Genomic DNA, 21,564 nt, shown 5'->3' on the forward strand with positions numbered 1-21,564 from the left:
CGTGCCCGGACCAAACACCTAGACCCGGCCCACGCTGCTGTAGGCAAAGCCCGCCGCGCGTGCTTCTGCCGGGTCATAGACATTGCGCAGGTCGACCAGCACCGGCGCGTTCATCAGCTTCTTCACGCGGGCAAAGTCCAGCGCGCGGAACGCATCCCATTCGGTGACGAGCGCCACGGCGTCCGCTCCTTCGACGGCGGCGTATGTGCTCGAAACCATCTTAACGTCGGGCATGATCGCGGCGGCCGCCTCCATGCCCTCGGGATCGTAGGCCAGCACTTCGGCACCCGCATCAAGCAGCGTCTGCACGATGGCGATGGACGGCGCATCGCGCATGTCATCGGTGTTGGGCTTGAACGTCAGGCCGAGCAGCGCCACGCGCTTCCCCCGGGCATCGCCGCCTAGAGCCTCGATCACCTTGCGCCCCATCGCGCGCTTGCGGCTGTCGTTGACCTTGACCACGGCCTCAACCAACCGCACCGGGCTGCCAAAGTCCTCGGCCGTCTTGAGCAGCGCCAGCGTATCCTTGGGGAAGCACGAGCCGCCATAGCCCGGACCTGCGTGCAGGAACTTCGAGCCGATGCGATTGTCGAGCCCGATGCCGCGCGCCACGTCCTGCACATCGCCGCCGACCTTTTCGCACAGGTCCGCCATCTCGTTGATGAAAGTGATCTTGGTCGCAAGGAAGGCATTGGCGGCGTACTTGATCAGTTCGCTGCTGCGGCGCGAAGTGAACAGGATCGGTGCGCGGTTGAGGAACAGCGGGCGATAGACCTCGCGCATCACGCCGCGCGCCCACTCTTCCTCTGCGCCGATGACGATGCGGTCGGGCCGCTTGAAATCGCCGATGGCCGCGCCCTCACGCAGGAATTCGGGGTTGGACACCACGGCGAATTTCACGTCAGTGCCGCTCTCGCGGATGATCCGCTCAACCTCGTCGCCAGTGCCCACGGGCACGGTCGACTTGGTCACGACGACCGTCGGCGTGGTGATGTTGGCTGCCAGCTCCTGCGCCACCGCATAGACATAGGTCAGGTCGGCATGCCCATCACCTCGCCGCGAAGGCGTGCCCACGGCTATGAAGATCGCAGCCGCGCCCTCGATAGATGCGGCAAGATCGGTCGAGAACGACAGCCGCCCCGCCTTCACGTTGGCTGCGACCAGCTCTGCAAGGCCCGGCTCGTAGATCGGCATAACGCCTGCGCGCAGGCGCTCGATCTTGCTCTCGTCCTTGTCGATGCAGACCACGTCGTGGCCGAAATCGGCAAAGCAGGCTCCAGAAACCAGCCCGACATAGCCCGAGCCAACCATTGCGATCTTCATCAAAGCACTCCGTACAGCACAGCGCTGTTAGCAAGCGGGAGCCATTCCCGGAACCCTGCTTGCGGGCGGGCTTCCTACGCGTCTAACCTTTCGGGAACATGACCACCACAACTCTCCCCGAATCCTGGCGCCCCGCGCTCGAAACTGTCCTGCAATCGCCGCCGCTGCGCACGCTGGGCGGCTTTCTCAAAGCCGAGGAGCGCGCGGGCAAGGTGATCTACCCGCCGCGCGGGCAACGCCTCGCCGCGCTGGCGATGACCCCGCTCGACAAGGTGCGCGTCGTCATCCTCGGGCAGGACCCCTACCATGGCCCGGGGCAAGCCCATGGTCTCGCCTTCTCGGTCCAGCACGGCGTGAAGATCCCGCCGAGCCTGGTGAACATCTACAAGGAACTCGAAGCCGACCTCGGCATCCCCCGAGCTGCCCACGGCAACCTCACGCACTGGGCAGAGCAGGGCGTGCTGCTGCTCAACAACGCGCTGACGGTGCAAGCGGCCAATGCCGGATCGCATCAGGGCAAGGGCTGGGAACTGTTCACCGACGCCGCCGTCGAAGCCGTCGCCGCGCGCGCCGATCCCACGGTGTTCATCCTGTGGGGCAGCCACGCGCAGAAGAAGGCCGCGCGCGTCGCCGGTCTCGCCAATGGCCCGCATCTGGTGCTGAAAGCCCCGCACCCCAGCCCGCTGTCGGCGCACAACGGCTTCTTCGGCTCCAAGCCCTTCAGCCAGACGAACGCATTCCTTGAAGCTCAGGGACGCGGGGCGATAGACTGGCGGGTGTGACGCAAAAACCCCGCCGGAGCGGGGCCTTTCGTCAGTTCATCAAGCCGAAGATCAGCCCGGGATCGCAGCCGAAGCAGCCTGCCCGTCACCTTCCGGCGCGGAAAGGATGTCGCGCACGACCTGGCCCTTGGCCACGGTCTGCGTGCCCGGATCGCCCACGGTCGAGCGGATCGAGGCAGCCGCCGTACCCGAACGGTTGATCGCATCCGTTTCCACGCTCGAACGCGCCGAAGGGCCGCCGAACAGGGTTTCGAGCGTCTGCTTGCCGGTTTCCGAATCCTGCGGACGCGGTGCGCCGGGGCTCGGCGGGGTCAGCGCGAAATCGGGCGGCACCACCAGCGGTGCGGCGCGGGTCACGGCCATTTCGTCAGGACGGTCACGGTTGAACAGCGAACCGCCGCCACCGCAGGCCGACAGAAGAGTCGCCGCCGAGACGACAAGAGCAAGGGCGGCAGCTTTACGCATCATGCATTCTCCGTGGCGGTATGGTCGCCGCTATCGTTTGGCTTTTCGCGCGATTTGAACGAGCGAGCAAGCAGTATCAGGACACCGAACGTGATCGCCACGTCGGCCAGATTGAAGATGGCGAAAGGCCGCCACGCGCCGATGTGCAGGTCGGCATAGTCGATGACATAGCCGAACATCAGCCGGTCATAGATATTGCCGAGCGCCCCGCCGAGCACGAGGCCGAGCGCAAGGATGTCGCCCCGCAAGGTCTCGCGCAGCATCCACACCGTCACGCCCACGGCAATCAGCGCGGTCACGATGATCAGGCCGTAGCGCATTTCCATCGAGGTCGCGGTGAACATCCCGAAGGAAACACCCTCGTTCTCGGCATAGCGCAAGTCGAAGAACGGCAGCAGATCGATCACCGCACGATCGCGCAGCATCAGCGGGCCGACCATGATCGCCTTCACGATCCGGTCGACCACCGCAGCCAGCAGCGCAAGGCCCAGCCCCTCGATGCGCGGACGCGTCAACATCAGGCGGCTGCACCCGCGTCGATCTGCGCCACGACCTCGTCACAACGGTCGCACAGCGCGCCGTCTTCCGTGACTTCCGGAAGCAGGCGCCAGCAACGGCCGCACCTGTGGTCGGTGGAACGGGTGACGGTCACGTCACTGCCCTGCCCGCGCATTACTGTCGCGGTGATGAACAGCTCCGCCAGATCGGCTTCCGGAGCGGATTCCGGCACGGTGACGACCGCCTCAAGCCCCGAACCCAGCACCTTTTCGCGGCGCAGCGGTTCGATGGCTTCGTTCACCGTCTGGCGCAGCGCGCGCAATTCGGTCCAGCGGGCCTCGTCCACGCTGACCGCAGGCACTTCCGGCCATTCCAGCAGATGCACGCTGTCGCTGCCCGGATAGCGCGACTGCCACACTTCCTCGGATGTAAACACCAGCACCGGCGCGCCATAACGGACCAGCGCGTGGAACAGCGTGTCGAGCACGGTGCGATAGGCGCGGCGCTTCGGGTCAGTCGGCGCGTCGCAATAGAGGCAGTCCTTGCGGATATCGAAGAAGAAGGCCGAGAGGTCTTCATTGCAGAAGTCGGTCAGCGCGCGGACATAGGTGTTGTAGTCGAAGTCCTCGACCGCCTGCCGCAGCGTCGCATCCAGCTTGCCAAGCAGGCCGAGCATGTAATGCTCCAGCTCGGGCATATCCGCCACTGGCAGCCGTTCGTCCTCGCTGAAACCGTCCAGCGCGCCCAGCAGATAGCGATAGGTGTTGCGCAGCTTGCGATACTGGTCGGCAACGCCCTGCAGGATCTCCTTGCCGATGCGGTGGTCCTCGGTGAAATCGACCGAGAGCGCCCAGAGCCGCAGGATATCCGCGCCGTAATCGCGCATCAGATCGATCGGGCTGATCGTGTTGCCGAGCGACTTGGACATCTTCATGCCCTTCTGGTCCATGGTGAACCCGTGCGTCAGCACCGCATCATAAGGCGCCCGCCCGCGCGTGGCGCTGGATTCCAGCAGCGAGGACTGGAACCAGCCGCGATGCTGGTCCGACCCTTCGAGATAGAGGTTCGCAGGCCATTGCAGGTCCGGCCAGCGCCCCGATTCCAGCACGAAGGCATGGGTGGAGCCGGAATCGAACCACACGTCCAAGATGTCGGTGACGCGCTCGTAATCGTCGAGCTTGTACTTCTCGCCTAGGTACTCCTGCGCCCGTTCCTCGTCCCACGCATCCACGCCCTCGGCCATGACGGCGGCGACAATGCGCGCGTTCACTTCGGGATCGTTGAGGTACTGGCCGGTCTTGCGATCCACGAACAGCGTGATCGGGACACCCCACGCGCGTTGGCGCGACAGCACCCAGTCCGGACGACCTTCAACCATCGCACCGATGCGGTTCCGGCCCTTCTCTGGCACGAAGCGCGTGTCGGCGATGGCCTTGGTGGCCTTCTCGCGCAGCGTGCCGCCTTCGGCCTCGCGATCCATCGGCACAAACCACTGCGGCGTGCAGCGATAGATCACCTTGGCCTTCGAACGCCACGAATGCGGATAGGAGTGCTTGTAATCGGCACTCGCCGCCAGCAGCCCGCCAGCCTCGCGCAGGGCCTCACAGATCGGCCCGTCGGGCGCATTGAACTTGGGGTTGATGACCGAGCCTTGCCCGCCGAGCCATGCCCAGTCCTCGCGATACTTGCCATCGCCCTGCACCGCGAACACCGGCTCGATCCCGTGCGCCTTGCACAGCGCAAAGTCGTCCTCGCCATGATCGGGCGCCATGTGAACAAGGCCGGTGCCACTGTCGGTGGTGACGAAATCGCCCGGCAGCATCGGACGCGGCTTGGCGAAGAACCCGCCGAGCGCGTGCATCGGGTGGCGGCAGATCGTTCCGGCGAGGTCAGAGCCTTTGCCTTGCCAGAGCACATCGATTTCGCGCGCCTTGCCGAGCCGATGAAGAACATCGCCGTTCAACACCAACTCTTTGGCAAGCAGCATTGCAGGCTCGCCAGAGTCACCGACGAGCACATACTCAACCTCCGGCCCATAAGCCAAAGCCTGGTTCACCGGGATCGTCCACGGCGTCGTCGTCCAGATCACCGCATGCGCGCCGACCAGTTCCGCGATCGGCGACTCAACAATCTCGAACGCCACGTCGATCTGGGTCGAGACGATATCCTCGTATTCAACTTCAGCCTCGGCCAGCGCGGTCTTTTCAACTGGCGACCACATCACCGGCTTGGCCCCGCGATAGAGCTGGCCGCTTTCGGCAAACTTCAGCAGTTCGCGCACGATGGTTCCCTCGGCTTGGGCGTCCATCGTCAGGTAGGGGTTGTCCCAATCGCCATTGATGCCGAGGCGCTTCAACTGCTCGCGCTGCACGTCGACCCACTTCTGGGCATAGGCGCGGCATTCGGCGCGGAATTCCTTTGGCGGAACCTCGTCCTTGTTCTTCTTTTTCTTGCGGTACTCTTCCTCGACCTTCCACTCGATGGGCAGGCCATGGCAGTCCCAGCCGGGAACATAGGGCGCGTCCTTGCCCAGCAGCGTCTGGGTGCGGCAGACCATGTCTTTCAGGATATGGTTCAGCGCATGGCCGATGTGCATGTCGCCATTGGCATAGGGCGGGCCGTCATGGAGAATGAACTTCTCGCGGCCTTTGCGCGCCTCGCGAACTTTGCGGTAAATGCCCTCGTCCTGCCAGCGCGAAAGAATGACCGGCTCCTTCTGGGGGAGGCCAGCCTTCATCGGGAAATCGGTCTTCGGCAGGAAGACGGTCGGTCTGTAGTCGCGTGGTTCAGTCATGACCGGCGGGCCTTAGCGCTGCGGCGGCCTTTGCGCAATTTTTCTGGCGTGGTGGGGTGGTAGGAACTGCGTTAGGGGAAAGGCAGGCTGTTTCACGCAGAGACGCGGAGGAAGAAGAGAGACGCACAGAAGTCGCGCTTGCGGCGAAGCCGCTTGGGATTCTCGGCGCTTGCGTGTTGCGTCAGGTCGTCGGCACAAAGAGCCTGTCGGCCAGGCGCAGCATCTCTGCGTCTCTACTTCTTCTCCGCGTCTCTGCGTGAAACAGAACCACCGCTACGCCAGCAGCCGCCGAGCCTCGTCGCAGTCCCGCTCCATCTGCGCCACCAGCGCATCCAGCCCGTCAAACTTCGCCTCGGGCCGCAGGAAGTGGTGGAACGCCACCTCGATTTCCTGCCCGTAGAGATCGCCCGAGAAATCGAAAAAGTGCGGCTCGAGCAGTTCCTTGGGCGGATCGAAGGTCGGGCGAATGCCCAGATTCGCCGCGCCCTTAAGCAGACGACCATCCGGCAAACGCCCAGTCACCGCATAGATGCCATAGCGCGGGCGCAGGTACATGCCGATGTCGAGGTTGGCGGTCGGGAAGTTGATCGTGCGCCCCAGCTTGTCGCCATGCTGCACCGGCCCGCGGATCGCGAAAGGCCGCGTCAGCAGCTTCGTCGCCGTCTCGCAATCTCCTGATTTCAGCGCTTCGCGGATGCGACTGGATGAGACGACCTCGCCCTCCAGCGTGACCGGCCCCACCGCGCGAGCCGAAAGCCCGAAGCGCGGCCCATCTTCACGCAGCACCTGCGCATTGCCGCTGCGGCCCTTGCCGAAGGTGAAGTCCTCACCCGTCACCACGCCCACGGCACCCAGATGCCCGACCAGCCCCGCCTCGATCCATTCGAGCGCGGTCATGCCCGCCACATCCGCGCCGAAGTGGATCACCAGCATGGCATCGGCCCCGGCTGCGCCGAACAACTCCTGCCGCTGATCCAGCGTGGTCAGGCGAAACGGCTCGGCATCGGGCTTGAAATGGCGCACCGGATGCGGATCGAACGTGGCGACGATAGCCGGACGCCCTTCCGCCCTGGCCCAACGGATCGCCTCGCCCACCACCGCCTGATGGCCCAGATGAAACCCGTCGAAATTGCCCAGCGCGACAATGCCGCCACGCATCGTTTCCGGCACCGGCTGCAGGCTGTCGAGGCGGATCATGCGCCTACCTTGGCGTAAGTGACGAAATCGAAAGCGGGTCTTTCATCCTGCGCCTGATGCACTTCGCGCGATACCTCTATCCACTCCGGTCCGAGCGGCTCCATCACGGTATCCCCCTCGAACGCCCCGTGTATCTCGGTCAATTCCACGCGTTCGGCAAGGGGCATGAACAGGCGGTAGATCTCCGCCCCGCCGACGACGGCAACTTCGCCCTCATGCGCCAGCGCCAGCGCCTGCTCGACATTCTTCGCCACTTCCGCCCCCTCGGCGCTCCACCCGCCATCGCGGGTCAGCACGATATGGCGGCGACCGGGCAGCAGTCCCGGCAGGCTCTCGAAAGTCTTGCGGCCCATGATCATAGGCTTGTTCATCGTCAGCGCCTTGAACCGCTTCAAGTCCGCAGGCAGCCGCCACGGCAAGGCATTGTCCTTGCCGATCACGCCGTTGGTGGCGCGGGCGTAGATCAGGAAGAGTCCGGGCCGTACCCCGCTCACAGCACCAGCCGCGTCACGTGGCCCATCTTGCGCCCGGGCCGCACTGCCGCCTTGCCATAGAGGTGCAAGTGGTTGGCAGGGTCCGAAAGGATCGCGGGCCAATCGTGCGCATCGTCGCCGATCAGGTTGTCCATGACCACGCCCTTGGCCGCCAGTGCAGTCGAGCCCAGCGGCAGCCCGCAGATCGCGCGCACATGGTTCTCGAACTGGCTGGTGAGCGCGCCCTCGATGGTCCAGTGCCCGGAGTTGTGCACGCGCGGGGCCATCTCGTTGAACACCGGGCCGTCCGCCGTGGCGAAGAATTCCAGCGTCAGCACGCCGACATAGCCCAGCGCATCGGCCACTTTCGCCGCGAGCGCCCGCGCATCTTCCACCTGCGCCACGATAACCGGCGATGCAGGTACGGTCGAACGGTCCAGAATACCGCTCTTGTGCACATTCTCGGCGCTATCCCAGAACCGCACCTCGCCCGCCTCGGTGCGTACGAGGATCACCGAGAACTCCGCCTCGAACGTCACGAAGCCTTCGTAGATCAGCGGCTTGCCGGGAAGCTCCACGGCTTCCGCATCGGACGGCTGCATGATCCGCCACTGGCCCTTGCCATCATAGCCATCGCGCCGCGTCTTGAGGATGCCCGGCGCGCCGATGCTGGCGACCGCTGCGCGCAGATCCTCCATCGAATCGACCGTGGCCCAAGGCGCAGGCCGACCGCCCAAGCCTTCCACGAACGACTTCTCGTTCACCCGGTCCTGCGCCACTTCCAGCGCCTTGGCCGGAGGATGCAGCGGCGCGTGGGTCGTCACTGCCGCCAGAGGCGCAGCCGCCACATTCTCGAACTCATAGGTAACCACGGCGCACTGCGCGGCAAAAGCTGCCAGCGCCGCTTCGTCGTCATACTCGCCTTGCGTGAACGCGGCACAGACATCGGCGGCAATCGAATCCGCTTCCGGCGCATAGACGTGGCAGCGATAGCCCAGGTTCGCCGCCGCCAGCGCGATCATCCGGCCGAGCTGGCCGCCACCGAGGATGCCGATCGTCTCGCCGGGAGGAATCATCAGACCGGCTTCTCCGCCACAGATTCGGTCTGCGCCGTGCGGAAGGCGATCAGACGCTGCGCCAGCGCCTCGTCCGAAGTCGCCAGAATCGAAGCCGCGAGGATGCCCGCGTTCGTCGCACCCGGCACGCCGATCGCAAGCGTTCCAACCGGAATCCCGCCCGGCATCTGCACGATCGAAAGCAGCGAATCCATGCCCTTCAAGGCCTTCGATTCCACCGGCACGCCCAGCACCGGCAGGTGCGTCATCGAGGCGACCATGCCCGGCAGATGCGCCGCGCCGCCCGCGCCCGCAATCACCACCTTGAAGCCTTGCGTGTGCGCGCCCTTGGCAAAGCTCACCAGTCTCTCGGGCGTGCGATGCGCCGAGACGATGCGGCATTCATGCGCCACGCCCAGCTTCTCCAGCACGGCAGACGCGTTCTTCATCGTCTCCCAGTCGGACTGGCTGCCCATGACGATGGCAACTTGCGGCTTCTCAGACATCTCCCCTGCCCCCTTCAGGCTTTCGGGCGCTCAGCGCTCCGAGAGGTAGTAGCGTTCGATCTCGGCAAGATTGTCGTCGAGTTCATAGACGATCGGCTGCCCGGTCGGGATTTCAAGGCCGGTGATGTCCTCGTCCGAAATGCCCGACAGATGCTTGACCAGCGCGCGCAAGCTATTGCCATGGGCCGAGACGATCACCGTCTCCCCGGCGCGCAGCGCAGGCGCGATCTTCTCTTCCCAGCACGGCAGCACGCGCGCGATGGTATCCTTGAGGCTTTCGGTCGCAGGAACCGCGATCCCGGCATAGCGCGGATCGGACGCGAGATCGAACTCGCTGCCCGCTTCCAGCGGCGGCGGCGGCACGTCGAAGCTGCGGCGCCACACCTTGACCTGATCGTCGCCGTGCTTGGCCGCGGTCTCGGCCTTGTCGAGGCCGGTCAGCCCGCCATAGTGCCGCTCGTTCAGGCGCCAGTCCTTGTCTTCCTGCACCCACAGGCGACCGGCAGCCTCAAGCGCCAGATGCAGCGTCTTGATCGCGCGCGTCTGCAGCGAGGTGAAGGCCAGCGTCGGCAGCACGCCCTTGTCCTTGAGCAACTTGCCCGCCGCAAACGCTTCAGCCGCACCCTTCTCGGTCACGTCCACGTCCCACCAGCCGGTGAAGCGGTTTTCGAGGTTCCACTGCGACTGGCCGTGGCGAATCAGGATCAGGCGGGGCATCGGGGCATCCTGTAGCTGACTAACAAAAAGGAACCGCGCCCCTAGCGTCAGGCGGCCGGATTGGAAAGCCCGGTTTCCGGCGAATCGGGCGATTCGGACACCACTGCATCGGCCGCGCCTGCAACGGCTTCCAGAGCACGCGCCTGCGCCTTGCGCCGTTTCAGGTTCTCGCGCAGTCGCGCGGCCAGCCGTTCCTCGCGGCTAATCGTGGACTTTTGTTCGCTCATTGCCCGCCTGATTGCAGCGATCCCCGCCTTACTGCAAGCCCTGCAGGACTTTGGCCCCGAACGTCGCTTGACAAAGCCAGCCCCCCCCGTCATTAGCGCGCCCCTGCCCACCCCGCCCGTCACCGGTGCCGGAGTGGCCAAGCGGAAATGGTGTGCTGCTGTAGCTCAGTGGTAGAGCGCATCCTTGGTAAGGCTGAGGTCGGGAGTTCAATCCTCCCCAGCAGCACCATTTCCCCGGACTTCGGAAAATCAGGCCCTGAGGTCCGCCCATTCCCGGTGACGCCGGAACGCGGCCTCGACATAGCTGCACTGTGGCTCGATCTTGAACCCGAACTTGCGCGCGTCCGCGATCAGCGCCTTGACCAGTTCGCCCGCCACGCCGCGCCCGCCGATCTCGGTCGGCACCAGCGTATGGTCGGCCACCACCAAATCGCCGTTCCGCTGATAGGTCAGCCGCCCGATCGCCTCGCTGCCTTCCACCTTGGCGTGGTATTCCCCGCGCGATCCCTGATCGAGGTGGGTGATGACGACATCTGCCATGCGGTAAATTCCTTGCCCTTTGCACCCCGGCACTTCGGGGTCGCTTGACCCGAAACGCGCAGGGTCACATTGCGGTTTCCCATGAAGTTCTTCTCCGACAATGCCGCCGCCGTCCACCCCCGCCTGTGGGCCGCGATGCACGCCGCCGATGCGCCCGATTCGGGCTACGACGGCGATGCATTGTCACAACGCATGGACGAGGCATTTTCCGACCTGTTCGGCACCGAATGCACCGCGCTGTGGGTTGCCACCGGCACGGCGGCCAACTGCCTTGCGCTTGCCGCAATGGTCCCGCCCCACGGCGGCGTGGTCTGCCACCGCGAGGCGCATATCGAGATGGACGAGGGCGGCGCACCGGGCTTCTACATGCATGGTGCCAAGCTGATGCTGGCAGACGGCGAAGGCGCAAAGCTGACGCCCGCGAGCATTGCCAAGGTCATCGACCCGATCCGCAACGACGTCCATCAGGTCCAGCCCCACGCAATCTCGATCACGCAGGCCACCGAATATGGCCGGGTCTATACGCCGGAGGAAGTCGCCCGGATCGGCTCGCTCGCCCAGGGGCGCGGGCTTGGCCTGCACATGGACGGCGCGCGCTTTGCCAATGCCGTCGCGCACCTTGGCTGCCGTCCGGCCGAAGTCACCGCGCAGGCAGGCGTCGACGTGCTGACCTTCGGCTGCGTCAAGAACGGCGGCATGAATGCCGAGGCACTGGTCTTCTTCGACATGGAACTGGCCGACGTGGTCCGCTACCGCCGCAAGCGTGCCGGACACCTGCAGTCCAAGGGCCGCTACCTCGCCGCGCAGGTCCTCGCGATGATCGAGGGCGACCTCTGGCTCGAAAACGCCCGCGCCGCCAACGCTGCCGCGCAGGAAATCGCACAGGCCTGCGGCGAGCGCCTGTTCCACCCTGTGGAGGCGAACGAACTGTTCGTCGTGCTCTCGCCCGCCGAGCAGGCAACGCTTCGCGCACAGGGCTTCGATTTCTACGACTGGACCGCGCCCGAGGGTGTCTCTGGTGCCGCCCGCCTCGTCACCGCATGGAACAGCGATCCCGCCGAAGTCTCCGCGCTTGCCCGCGCCATTGCCGCGCTATGAGCGAGCAGGAACTACCCGGACGCGAATTACCCGGTCAGGCCCGCTTCTGGCAGTGGGACGTCGCAGGCCCGTTCTTCCTCGTCGCACTGATCTGGGGATCGACCTGGCTGGTGATCAAGGACCAGATCGGCAGCGTCCCGCCAAGCTGGTCGGTCACATGGCGTTTCGTCGCTGCGGCCATCGGCATGGGCGTGCTTGCCCTGGTCCGGCGGGAATCGCTGCGCCTCAATGCAGAAGGCCTCAAGGTCGCGGCCCTCCTCGGCCTGCTGCAGTTCGTGATGAACTTCCAGTTCGTCTACCGCGCCGAACATCACCTGACATCGGGCATAGTCGCCGTGTTCTTCGCTCTGCTGGTGGTGCCCAACGCGCTGATGGCATGGGTCGTGCTCAAACAGCCGGTCACGCGCGGGTTCATCGGCGGGTCGCTGGTTGCAGGTGCGGGCATCGCCCTGCTGCTGCTCCACGAATACCGCATGGCCCCGCCCGAAGGTCAGGTCCTCACCGGCATCGCGCTGACCACCGCCGCCCTGTTCAGCGCCTCGTCTGCCAATGTGCTGCAGGCCAGCCCGGTGGCAAGGCGCGTGGCCATGGTGCCGATGCTGAGCTGGGCCATGCTGATCGGTGCAGTGCTCGACGGAGCCTTCGCGTGGGTCGTCGAAGGACCGCCGCAGTTCGATCCGCGCCCCGGCTATGTGTTCGGCGTGCTCTATCTGGGCATCGTCGGATCGGTCGTCACCTTCCCGCTCTATTTCCGCCTGCTGCAGCGCCTGGGCGCAGGGCGCGGGGCCTACAACGGGGTGCTGGTGCCGGTCGTCGCGATGCTGCTCTCGACCGCGTTCGAGGGTTATCGCTGGTCGGTGCTCGCGCTGGCCGGATCGGCACTGGCGATGGTCGGCCTCGTGCTGGCGCTAAGGGCGCGCAGCCCCTCGCGATAGGTCGGAAAGGCGGGCTTCCAGCCAAGCAGGCGCTTGGCCTTGCCGTTCGCCACGCGGCGGTTTTCGGCATAGAACGCCAGTGCCATGGGCGAGAGGTTGGCCTCCTCCAGCGACTGCATCGGCGGAGGTTGCACCCCGAGAATCCGCGCCGCTTCCTCGATCACCGCGTTCTGGCTGCAGGGCAGATCGTCGGCAAGGTTGTAGATGCCCGCAGGCCCCGCAAACCCGGCAATCACCCCGCTGGCGATGTCCTCGACATGTACCCGGCTGAAAACCTGCCCCGGAATATCGATGCGATGCGCCTTGCCCTCGGCCACCCGCTCGAGCGCGCTGCGCCCCGGCCCGTAGATGCCGGGCAGGCGGTAGACCCGCACCTTTGGCGATAGCGCCTGCCAGTCGAGATCCGCCTGAGTCCGCGCCGATCGCCGCCCGGTGCCTACAACCGAGCCTTCATCCACCCACGCCCCGCCCGCATCTCCATAGACGCCGGTCGAGGAGAGGTATCCGATGGCTGCGAGCGGCGCGGCGGCAATCGCCTCGACATAGGCCTGCAACACTGGATCGCCGCCCTCGCGAAGTGGCGGGACGGAGGACAGGACATGCGTCGCCTGCGCCAGCGCCGCCTCCACCGCAGCACGGTCGGCAAAGGCGATATCGCCCGCGCTGCCCGTCCCGCGCACGGTCCAGCCCTGCGCCCGCAACCGTTCCGCAATCACCTGCGCGGTGTAGCCCATTCCGAAGATCAGCAAGTTTCCCATCAAAAGCCTGATAACCGCGATTGCCGCATTGCGCACCACTTCCTAAGTTCATGTCCATGAACGATCTCTCCGGCCAGCCCGTCATCGCCCCCACCGTGATCCACCGCGCGGACTATCGTCCGCCCGAATGGCTCGTCCCCGAGATCGCGCTGGATTTCGCGCTCTCGCTCGATGCGACGCGGGTTCAGGCAACGCTGAAGGTTGCGAAGAATGCTGCTGGATCAGGCACTTCGCTGCTGCGTCTCAATGGTGATGCGATCGAGGCCAAGGCCGTCACGGTCGACGGCCATGCGCACAACGACTGGCACATGGACGGCACCGACCTCGTCATCGAACTACCCGGCGATGCGCATGACGTCGGCATCGAAACGCTGATCAATCCATCGGAAAATACTCAGCTTTCAGGGCTTTACGCCTCGAACGGCCTGCTCTGCACCCAGTGCGAGGCCGAAGGCTTCCGCCGCATCACCTTCTTCCCCGACCGGCCCGACGTGCTTTCGGTCTATTCGGTGCGGATGAGCGGGGACAAGGCGCTGTTCCCCGTGCTGCTGTCCAACGGCAACCCCACCGCTGCGGGCGAAAATGGCGACGGAACCCACTGGGCCGAGTGGCACGATCCCTGGCCCAAGCCCTCGTACCTGTTCGCGCTGGTCGCCGGTGAACTCGTCGCAAACCGCGATAATTTCACGACAAAATCGGGCCGCAAGGTGAACCTTGCGATCTATGTCCGCCCCGGCGACGAGGCCCGGACCGACCACGCCATGCGCTCGCTCATCGCCTCGATGAAGTGGGACGAGGATGTCTATGGCCGCGAGTATGACCTTGATGATTTCAACATCGTCGCGGTCAGCGATTTCAACGCCGGCGCGATGGAGAACAAGGGCCTTAACGTCTTCAATACGCGCTATATTCTCGCCGATCCCGAGACCGCGACCGATGGCGATTACGACGCGATCGAGGGCGTTGTGGCGCATGAGTACTTCCACAACTGGTCGGGCAACCGCGTGACCTGCCGCGACTGGTTCCAGCTCTCGCTCAAGGAGGGCTTCACAGTCCTTAGAGATCAACAGTTTAGCGCGGATCGCGGCTCCGCTCCGGTCAAGCGGATCGAGGATGTGCGTATCTTGCGGGCCGTGCAATTCCCTGAGGATTCGGGGCCGCTGGCGCATCCGATACGGCCGGATTCCTATCAGGAAATCAGCAACTTCTACACCGCGACTGTCTACAACAAGGGCGCCGAGGTGATCCGCATGATGACCGTGCTGGCAGGCATGGAGCGGTTCCTCAAGGGCACCACGCTCTACTTCGACCGCCACGACGGCGAGGCGGCGACCTGCGAAGACTTTGTAAAGGCTATGGAAGATGGCGCGGGGCTGGACCTGAAGCAGTTCCGCAACTGGTACGAGCAGGCCGGAACGCCGCGAGTCAGCGTCGAAATGACGCTCGAAAATGCAAATCCAACTCTCGAAGGCGAAGGGGCAACTCTCGGGGGCAGAGCGGTAACTCTCACCCTCAAACAGGCAACTCAGCCCACTCCGGGGCAGGCGCAGAAGAAGCCTTTCGTGATCCCGCTGCGCGTCGCGCTGTTCGACCGCGAGACCGGCAAGCACCACGGCGAGGAACTGATCGTCCTCACCGAAACGGAGCAGTCCTTCACCTTCGACGGTTTCGATTCGCTTCCCGTCCTTTCCATCAACCGCGGTTTCTCCGCCCCGGTCGAGATCGTCGCGCCGGTGACCACCGAAGACCTCGTCTTCCTCGCCCGCCACGACGACGATCCCTTCGCCCGCTATGAAGCAATGCAGCAGCTGATCGTGCGGCATCTTGTCGGCGCGGTGGCGGGGACGCTGGAGAACCGCGAGGCATCGCAGGCCGCGATCGGCGCGGCGATGGGCGCGATCCTTGATGACACCGCGCTCGACGATCTGATGCGCGGCGAGTTGCTGATCCTTCCGGGCGAAGCCTACCTTGCCGAACAGCTGAACCGCGCCGACCCGACGCGCATCTTTGCCGAGCGCGAAGGCCTCAAGCGCTGGTTGGGCGCGACGCTCAAGGACAAGTGGCTCGCGCTGCATGACCGTGTTTCCGCGGTTCCCTACAGCCTCGAGGCCGAGGCACGGGGCGCGCGCAAGTGCAAGACGCAAGCGCTCGTCTATCTCGGCGCGGCCGACCCTGCCGAAGCCGCACGCCGGGCCAAGGCGCAGTACGATGCCGCCACCAACATGACCGACCGCCAGGGCGCGCTGATGGTGCTGTGCAGCCTTGATTGCCCCGAGCGCGAGGCGGCGCTGGCCGATTTCCACGCACGCTTTGCCGGCAACATGCTGGTGATCGACAAGTGGTTCTCGCTGCAGGCGGGCTCGCTCAATCCCAAGGCGACCGAGCATGTGAAGGCTCTGGCCGAGCATCCCGACTTCACCATGACCAACCCCAACCGCGTCCGCGCGCTGTGGATGGCCTTTGCGGCCAATGCGCAGGCATTCCACAAGGACGGCGGCGAGGGTTACCGGCTGATCGCGGACCTGATCCTCCGGCTCGATCCGATCAACGGCAACGTGGCGGCGCGCTTCGTGCCCTACCTTGGCCGTTGGAAGAAGGTGGACGAGGCCCGCGCCGCGCTGATGCGGGCGGAACTGGAACGGATCGCCGCCGAGCCGACGCTGTCGCGCGATGTGCGCGAGCAGGTGAGCAAGAGCCTCGAGGCGTGACCGTTGAGGCGCTGACCCATCCGCTGCTGTCGGGCGCGGCGCATGGTTTCCTTGGCCGCAAGGGCGGGGTGAGCACGCGTGACCTTGCCGGGCTCAACGTCAGCTACAGCGAGGACGATCCGGCGCTGACGTCTGAAAACCGCCGCCGGGCGGTGGAGGCGGTGCTGCCGGGCGGGACCTTGCAGACCTGCTTCCAGATCCATTCGCCCGATGTGGTTACGGTGACCGAGCCCTGGGCCGATGCGGATCGCCCGAAAGCCGATGCGCTGGTGACGGACCGTCGCGGCATTGTCCTCGGCGTGCTGACCGCAGACTGCGCGCCAGTGCTGTTCTGCGATGCCGTGGCGGGCGTGGTCGGCGCGGCCCATGCCGGGTGGAAGGGCGCTTTCACCGGCGTGACCGACGCCACCATCGCGGCAATGGAGGCCTTGGGCGCAACACGCGACAACATCGCCGCCGTGGTCGGCCCCTGCATTGCGCAGAAGAGCTATGAAGTGGACTCCGGCTTCGAGGCGCGGTTCCTTGAACAGGCAGCGGAAAACGAACGCTTCTTCCGCGCCGGGCGCGAAGGCCATGCGTGGTTCGACCTTGAAGGCTACGTCGCATCGCGGCTGCGTGATGCGGGGCTGGGCAAGGTCGGCATGCTGGGCGAGGATACTTACGCGCAAGAGGAGCGCTTCTATTCGTTCCGCCGCGCCACCCATCGCAAGGAGCCGGGCTACGGACGGCAGATCTCGCTGATCGCGCTGCCGGCCTGAACGCCATGGCGCTGCCGGTGCTCTACAGCTTTCGCCGCTGCCCCTATGCGATGCGGGCGCGACTGGCGATTGCGGTGAGCGGGCTGCAGTTGGAGCTGCGCGAGATCAAGCTGTCGGCCAAGCCGCCCGCGATGCTTGAAGCCTCGCCCAAGGGCACGGTGCCGGTGCTGGTCCTGCCCGATGGTACGGTGATCGAGCAGAGCCTTGACGTGATGCGCTGGGCCTTGGCGCAATGCGATCCAGAGGGATGGCTGGAGCGTGACGATGCCGCGCTGATCGAACGCAACGACGGGCCGTTCAAGCATGACCTTGATCGCTACAAGTATCCCGAACGGCATGGCAGCGATGCTGTTGCGCACCGGGAGAGCGGCATGGTGTTCCTGCGCGAACTCGACGAAAGGCTTGCCGCTGGTCCGCAGCTTTGCGGCGAAGCGCGCGGGCTGGCGGACATGGCGGTGATGCCGTTCGTGCGCCAGTTTGCCGCGGTGGATGGCGAGTGGTTCGACCAGCAGCCCCTGCCCCATGTGCAGCGCTGGCTGGCGGGGCATCTGGAATCCGGCCTGTTCGCGCGCGTGATGGGCAAGTTTGCGCCGTGGCGCGAGGGGGATTTGCCGGTGGTGTTTCCGGTTGGTTGAGGCTGCGGATTTGTCTTTTGCCGCTGGCGTTGCTGGCCCACCCCCAACCCCTCCCGCCTGCGGGAGGGGAGTATTGGAAAGCGCCCTCCCGCTTGCGGGAGAGGGGAAGAAAGGCCTTCCATCCGTCCCCTGCACGCGCACGGCCCACTCGGTTCGTCGCAAGGCTGGTGCTGTCAGTGCCCGAAATCGGGTTCCCGGGCGGGATCGTTCATGCAGGCGAAAGTTTGGCCGCAACACCGACGCATTTTTGAAGGTCGCAAGGAGCGTTTTCGATGACTACCACTTCCCCCCGGCGTGCAGGAATGATCTTGCTGGCCGCCGCCGCTGCGTCTGTTTCGGCCATTGCAGTCGCCCAGCCCCAGCAAAACGGCATGCAGGACCCCAACATCATCGTTGAAGGCGAAGTCCTGCCCGATACGGCGGCGATGACCAAGGGGCCCGAGGTCAAGGGCATCATCACCGCGCGCAAGGGCGACAAGATGAAGGTGACCGCCGACGATGGCACCAGCACGGTGGTTTTCGTGAATGACGCGACCGTGGTGAAGGCAAGTTCAGGCCTGTTCGGCTCGAAGAAGCTGACGACGGCGAACCTGCTCAACGGGTTGCCGGTTTCGGTGAAGACGATGCAGGCAGGCGAGACGCTGCTGGCCAGCCAGATCACCTTCAGGAACGGTGATTTCAAGACCGCCAACATGATCCGCAACGGCACCGCACAGGGCTTTGCCGAGCAGACCGCCGCCACCGCCGCGCTCAAGGGCCGCATGGGCGATATCGACAAGTACAACATCAAGGCCACGACCAACGTCTATTTCGACACCGGCAAATATGCGCTGACCCCGCAGGCCAAGGCCGAACTGTGCCAGACCGCCCAGATGGCGAACGGCACCGAGAACGCGTTGATGCTGGTGGTGGGCTACACCGATTCGGTCGGTGACGAGGAATACAACCAGACGCTGAGCGAGAAGCGCGCGGCGAGCGTGATCAACTTCCTCCAGCAGCAGTGCCGCTGGGCGCCCTACCGCATGCTGACGCCCACCGGGATGGCCGAGTCCGATCCGGCAGCGGACAATTCGACCGAGGAAGGCAAGGCCCAGAACCGCCGCGTGGCGGTGAACATTCTGGTGAGCAAGGCCATCGACGGGCTTTGATGTGACCGACCGCCTGAGCCCTCTCCCCTTCAGGGGAGAGGGTTGGGAGAGGGGAGAGGGGACTGGCGCTACGCTCCGCGCCCCTCTCAACTTCGGCTAGCCAGACAAGCTGGCAAGCCTGCGTATCTCTCCCCTGAAGGGGAGAGAACATAGACCTTCAGAGCAGCCCCAGTGCGTCGAGCCGCGCTTCCAGAACGTCCGGGTCGTCGGTGAAGTGGTGGACGTTCCACCCGAGTGAGCGGGCCGTAGCTACATTCGCGGTATTGTCGTCGATGAACAGCATCGTTTCGGGCGCGCGCCCGAAGCGATAGGCGGCGAGGTGGAAGATCGCGGGGTCAGGCTTGATCAGGCGCTCGACTGCCGAGATCACGATGTCGCGCATGTGATCGAGGATCGGGAAAGTCGGGCGGAACAGGTTCCACGAATCGATACCGAAATTGGTGATCGCATATTGTGGCACGTCCTTGGCGGCGAGGCGCTCGACCAGTTGGTGCGTGCCCGGCACTGGCCCCGGCAGGCTGGCGAGCCAGTTGCTGGCGTAGAGCGCGATCAGATCGGCGTATTGCGGGAATTGCGCGGTGCGGGTGATGACCATTTCCGAGAATGACACGCCTTCATCGTGCTGGGCGTGCCAGTCCTCGGTGACAACCTGCGATACGAATCGAGCGCGTTCGGCCGGATCGGGGATCGCTTCGGTGTAGATACCGGAAAGGTCGAACTGCACCAGCACGCGGCCGATGTCCCAGACTACTGCCTCTACGCCCATCGCAGCCTCACCGAAGGTGGCCCATAAACGACTGCGCCCCCGCGTTTGGGCGGGGGCAGCGTGGCTGGGTCTCCAGCCTGCAGGTTTCCGATGCAGCCCCGCCGTCGCGAGACTGCACCGAAACTGGTTAGATCAACCCTGGCGCGCCTTGAAGCGCTTCTGGGTCTTGTTGATCACATAGACGCGGCCACGACGGCGAATGACGCGGTTGTCCCGGTGGCGGTCCTTGAGCGACTTCAGGCTGTTGCGAATCTTCATGTCGAATCCCTTTGCCCGAAGCTGACCGGGCCGAAAACTGAAGCGACGCCGTTAGTGGGGGCAATACCCCAAGTCAACCCTGCAGGTCGCTTTCATGGCGCTTGCCCGCCTGCCCATGCCGTGCGAATCCTGAAGCTTGCGGGGCCTGTCCCGCAAGGCAAGGACGGAAACCGGGCGGATGAGTGCTTCGACCATCGCAGGGCTGCTGCACAAGCCGGGGCAATCGACATTCCTCAACCCCGCGCTGATGGCGATGAACGTGCTCGAGTTCGACATGCCGGACGCGGTTCTGGCCGAGCTTGCACCACTGGCAGACGCCCTGCGCGCGATGGAGGCAAACGATACCGTCTATGCGCTGCCGGGCGGCGTGAGGCTCTACAACCAGCGCCCATCTGGCTGGAAAAGTGACATCTGCTGGCTCAGCAATGCCGACGAGGCCGCGTACCGCTGGTTCGAGAACCTGTTTCGCCGACTGAAACTGGACGAGGCGGTCGCACCGTTTGTCGCGCATGATTCGCAGATCCGGCTCTATTCCGGGTTTTTCGTGACGCGCAGCCACTGCACCGCGCATGACATGCACCATGACTGGCTGACGCCCCAGAACACCGCCTTCACGGTCATGGCCCCGTTGACGGACAATGCCTGTGCGATGGGCCTGGCCTATCGCTCGGTCCATGGCGACGAACGTGAGTACCGTTACCGCATGGGCAAGGGCGTGGCCTTCGGCTCGGGCTTCCTCCACTCGACCGCGACCGGCAGGCTTGACGAGCGCGCGGTGTTCCTGTCGCTCACGTTCGGGACCGACCGGATGGACGAGTGGGAAACGATCGAGAAGACCGCCGGACGGCAGGGGCGGTTCTTCTGTAAGCCGGACGGGGTGTTCCGGACGATCGGCGGTTAGCCGCCGCGAACCTCGCCCAGCTTGCGCTCCCACGCCAGGGCATGCGCGACGATAAGGTCGAGATCGGCGTACTTCGGCTGCCACGGCAGCGTCGCCTTGATGCGGCTGTTGTCGGAAATCAGCGAATCGGGATCGCCCGCGCGGCGGCCCTGCAATTCGCGTACGATCTTGCGGTTGGTTACGCGATCCACGGCGTCGAGCACGTCGAGAACCGAGAAGCCGCGCCCGTAGCCGCAGTTCATGGTGAGCGATTGCGTGGGCGAGGCGATCAGCGCCTCCAATGCGAGGACGTGCGCTGCGGCGAGGTCCGAGACGTGGATGTAATCGCGAACGCCGGTGCCGTCGTGCGTGGCGAAATCGGTGCCGAACACGCCGACCGACGCGCGCTTGTCGAGCGCCGCCTCCACCGCGACCTTGATCAGGTGGGTGGCGCCGGCGGTGGACTGGCCGGTGCGTGCCTCGGGGTCTGCGCCTGCGACGTTGAAGTAACGCAGGACACAGTAGTTGAGCGGGTGCGCGGCGGCGACGTCGGCCAGCATGGTCTCGGTCATCAGCTTGGACATGCCGTAGGGATTGATCGGCCGCTTGGGGCTGTCTTCGGTGACGGGGGAGACTTCGGGGATGCCGTAAGTCGCCGCCGTTGAGGAGAAGATGAAGTGCGGGACGCCAGCATCCACCGCAGCTGCGATCAGCGCGCGGCTCTTGGCGGTGTTGTTGTGATAGTACTTGAGCGGGTTCTCGACCGATTCGGGCACGATGATCGACCCGGCAAAGTGCATCACGGCGCGGATGCCTTGTTCGGCAAAGATGCGTGCGAGGAGCGCGCCGTCCTCGATGTCGCCCTCATAGAAGGCGACGCCATCGGGCACGGCGAAGCGGAAGCCGGTGGTCAGGTTGTCGATCACCGCGACGGGATAGCCCGCATCCTTCAGCGCCAGCACGGCATGGCTGCCGATATAGCCTGCGCCGCCGGTGACGAGTACGGGGACCTTCGACATTGGCGTTCTGCTCCTTTGCGTGCA

Annotated in this window: 23 protein-coding genes and 1 tRNA gene; 9 read left to right on the top strand and 15 right to left on the bottom strand. The window is 65.0% G+C overall.

The window, feature by feature from the left end; all coding sequences use genetic code 11:
- Positions 1 to 18: 18 nt before the first annotated feature.
- Complete coding sequence (locus ACZ1JW_RS04810; RefSeq protein ID WP_465142146.1) at positions 19 to 1,323, bottom strand: UDP-glucose dehydrogenase family protein; 1,305 nt, start codon at positions 1,321 to 1,323, stop codon at positions 19 to 21.
- Positions 1,324 to 1,421: 98 nt separating this feature from the next.
- Between ACZ1JW_RS04810 and ung the strand changes: the two genes are divergently transcribed.
- Positions 1,422 to 2,105: a uracil-DNA glycosylase gene (gene ung / locus ACZ1JW_RS04815; protein ID WP_465142147.1), complete on the top strand. Its 684-nt coding sequence runs from the start codon at positions 1,422 to 1,424 to the stop codon at positions 2,103 to 2,105.
- Positions 2,106 to 2,156: 51 nt separating this feature from the next.
- Here the strand turns inward: ung and ACZ1JW_RS04820 are convergent, their stop codons facing one another.
- The 9 genes from ACZ1JW_RS04820 to ACZ1JW_RS04860 form a co-directional block, all read right to left on the bottom strand.
- Positions 2,157 to 2,570, bottom strand: a complete 414-nt coding sequence (locus ACZ1JW_RS04820) for a DUF3035 domain-containing protein (protein WP_144905106.1) — start codon at positions 2,568 to 2,570, stop codon at positions 2,157 to 2,159.
- Positions 2,570 to 3,088 carry a signal peptidase II gene (lspA, locus tag ACZ1JW_RS04825; protein ID WP_465142148.1) on the bottom strand — a complete coding sequence of 173 codons (519 nt, stop codon included), beginning with the start codon at positions 3,086 to 3,088 and terminating at the stop codon, positions 2,570 to 2,572. Before lspA ends, ACZ1JW_RS04820 begins: the two co-directional genes overlap by 1 nt.
- A complete protein-coding gene (ileS, locus tag ACZ1JW_RS04830; protein WP_465142149.1) occupies positions 3,088 to 5,862 on the bottom strand; it encodes an isoleucine--tRNA ligase in 2,775 nt (924 codons plus the stop codon). Before ileS ends, lspA begins: the two co-directional genes overlap by 1 nt.
- Before the next feature lie 273 nt (positions 5,863 to 6,135).
- Positions 6,136 to 7,059, bottom strand: a complete 924-nt coding sequence (locus ACZ1JW_RS04835) for a bifunctional riboflavin kinase/FAD synthetase (RefSeq protein ID WP_465142150.1) — start codon at positions 7,057 to 7,059, stop codon at positions 6,136 to 6,138.
- On the bottom strand, positions 7,056 to 7,553 hold the full coding sequence (locus ACZ1JW_RS04840; RefSeq protein WP_465142151.1) for a dihydrofolate reductase: 498 nt from the start codon (positions 7,551 to 7,553) through the stop codon (positions 7,056 to 7,058). Before ACZ1JW_RS04840 ends, ACZ1JW_RS04835 begins: the two co-directional genes overlap by 4 nt.
- Positions 7,550 to 8,608: a 5-(carboxyamino)imidazole ribonucleotide synthase gene (locus tag ACZ1JW_RS04845; protein WP_465142152.1), complete on the bottom strand. Its 1,059-nt coding sequence runs from the start codon at positions 8,606 to 8,608 to the stop codon at positions 7,550 to 7,552. The genes ACZ1JW_RS04840 and ACZ1JW_RS04845 overlap by 4 nt, the downstream gene beginning before the upstream one ends.
- On the bottom strand, positions 8,608 to 9,093 hold the full coding sequence (gene purE / locus ACZ1JW_RS04850; RefSeq protein ID WP_465142153.1) for a 5-(carboxyamino)imidazole ribonucleotide mutase: 486 nt from the start codon (positions 9,091 to 9,093) through the stop codon (positions 8,608 to 8,610). Before purE ends, ACZ1JW_RS04845 begins: the two co-directional genes overlap by 1 nt.
- Before the next feature lie 30 nt (positions 9,094 to 9,123).
- Complete coding sequence (gpmA, locus tag ACZ1JW_RS04855) at positions 9,124 to 9,810, bottom strand: 2,3-diphosphoglycerate-dependent phosphoglycerate mutase (protein WP_196277274.1); 687 nt, start codon at positions 9,808 to 9,810, stop codon at positions 9,124 to 9,126.
- Between the two features lie 47 nt (positions 9,811 to 9,857).
- The gene (locus tag ACZ1JW_RS04860; protein WP_465142154.1) at positions 9,858 to 10,037 is read right to left on the bottom strand and encodes a hypothetical protein; all 180 of its coding nucleotides are present in this window, start codon (positions 10,035 to 10,037) and stop codon (positions 9,858 to 9,860) included.
- 154 nt (positions 10,038 to 10,191) lie between these two features.
- Between ACZ1JW_RS04860 and ACZ1JW_RS04865 the strand changes: the two genes are divergently transcribed.
- A tRNA-Thr gene (locus ACZ1JW_RS04865) sits at positions 10,192 to 10,266 on the top strand.
- Positions 10,267 to 10,286: 20 nt separating this feature from the next.
- Here the strand turns inward: ACZ1JW_RS04865 and ACZ1JW_RS04870 are convergent.
- Positions 10,287 to 10,577, bottom strand: coding sequence for a GNAT family N-acetyltransferase (locus ACZ1JW_RS04870; RefSeq protein WP_465142155.1), 291 nt, complete (start codon positions 10,575 to 10,577; stop codon positions 10,287 to 10,289).
- A gap of 81 nt (positions 10,578 to 10,658) precedes the next feature.
- On the opposite strand from ACZ1JW_RS04870, the gene ACZ1JW_RS04875 reads away from it, so the two are divergent.
- Positions 10,659 to 11,675: a threonine aldolase family protein gene (locus ACZ1JW_RS04875; RefSeq protein ID WP_465142156.1), complete on the top strand. Its 1,017-nt coding sequence runs from the start codon at positions 10,659 to 10,661 to the stop codon at positions 11,673 to 11,675.
- Positions 11,672 to 12,610, top strand: coding sequence for a DMT family transporter (locus tag ACZ1JW_RS04880; RefSeq protein WP_465142157.1), 939 nt, complete (start codon positions 11,672 to 11,674; stop codon positions 12,608 to 12,610). The genes ACZ1JW_RS04875 and ACZ1JW_RS04880 overlap by 4 nt, the downstream gene beginning before the upstream one ends.
- Here ACZ1JW_RS04880 and ACZ1JW_RS04885 read toward each other — a convergent pair.
- On the bottom strand, positions 12,520 to 13,368 hold the full coding sequence (locus tag ACZ1JW_RS04885) for a Rossmann-fold NAD(P)-binding domain-containing protein (RefSeq protein WP_465142158.1): 849 nt from the start codon (positions 13,366 to 13,368) through the stop codon (positions 12,520 to 12,522). The two genes, ACZ1JW_RS04880 and ACZ1JW_RS04885, sit on opposite strands and share 91 nt — an antisense overlap.
- Before the next feature lie 56 nt (positions 13,369 to 13,424).
- Here ACZ1JW_RS04885 and pepN point away from each other — a divergent pair, with 56 nt between their 5' ends.
- The 4 genes from pepN to ACZ1JW_RS04905 all read left to right on the top strand — a co-directional run bounded on the left by pepN (position 13,425) and on the right by ACZ1JW_RS04905 (position 18,617).
- Positions 13,425 to 16,076, top strand: a complete 2,652-nt coding sequence (gene pepN / locus ACZ1JW_RS04890) for an aminopeptidase N (RefSeq protein ID WP_465142159.1) — start codon at positions 13,425 to 13,427, stop codon at positions 16,074 to 16,076.
- Positions 16,073 to 16,834, top strand: coding sequence for a peptidoglycan editing factor PgeF (pgeF, locus tag ACZ1JW_RS04895; RefSeq protein WP_465142160.1), 762 nt, complete (start codon positions 16,073 to 16,075; stop codon positions 16,832 to 16,834). The genes pepN and pgeF overlap by 4 nt, the downstream gene beginning before the upstream one ends.
- Positions 16,835 to 16,839: 5 nt before the next feature.
- Complete coding sequence (locus ACZ1JW_RS04900) at positions 16,840 to 17,469, top strand: glutathione S-transferase (RefSeq protein ID WP_465124593.1); 630 nt, start codon at positions 16,840 to 16,842, stop codon at positions 17,467 to 17,469.
- A gap of 272 nt (positions 17,470 to 17,741) precedes the next feature.
- Positions 17,742 to 18,617 carry an OmpA family protein gene (locus ACZ1JW_RS04905; protein WP_465142161.1) on the top strand — a complete coding sequence of 292 codons (876 nt, stop codon included), beginning with the start codon at positions 17,742 to 17,744 and terminating at the stop codon, positions 18,615 to 18,617.
- 157 nt (positions 18,618 to 18,774) lie between these two features.
- Here ACZ1JW_RS04905 and ACZ1JW_RS04910 read toward each other — a convergent pair whose 3' ends face one another.
- Together ACZ1JW_RS04910 and ykgO are read right to left on the bottom strand one after the other, a co-directional pair.
- The gene (locus tag ACZ1JW_RS04910; RefSeq protein WP_465142162.1) at positions 18,775 to 19,383 is read right to left on the bottom strand and encodes an HAD-IA family hydrolase; all 609 of its coding nucleotides are present in this window, start codon (positions 19,381 to 19,383) and stop codon (positions 18,775 to 18,777) included.
- 132 nt (positions 19,384 to 19,515) lie between these two features.
- On the bottom strand, positions 19,516 to 19,641 hold the full coding sequence (gene ykgO / locus ACZ1JW_RS04915; RefSeq protein ID WP_011446910.1) for a type B 50S ribosomal protein L36: 126 nt from the start codon (positions 19,639 to 19,641) through the stop codon (positions 19,516 to 19,518).
- Between the two features lie 178 nt (positions 19,642 to 19,819).
- On the opposite strand from ykgO, the gene ACZ1JW_RS04920 reads away from it, so the two are divergent.
- Positions 19,820 to 20,542: a hypothetical protein gene (locus ACZ1JW_RS04920; RefSeq protein ID WP_465142163.1), complete on the top strand. Its 723-nt coding sequence runs from the start codon at positions 19,820 to 19,822 to the stop codon at positions 20,540 to 20,542.
- Here ACZ1JW_RS04920 and galE read toward each other — a convergent pair.
- Complete coding sequence (gene galE, locus ACZ1JW_RS04925; RefSeq protein WP_465142164.1) at positions 20,539 to 21,540, bottom strand: UDP-glucose 4-epimerase GalE; 1,002 nt, start codon at positions 21,538 to 21,540, stop codon at positions 20,539 to 20,541. The genes ACZ1JW_RS04920 and galE overlap by 4 nt on opposite strands.
- Between the last annotated feature and the right edge of the window lie 24 nt (positions 21,541 to 21,564).

Source organism: Novosphingobium sp. BL-A-28-Hi1-0D, assembly GCF_055521755.1.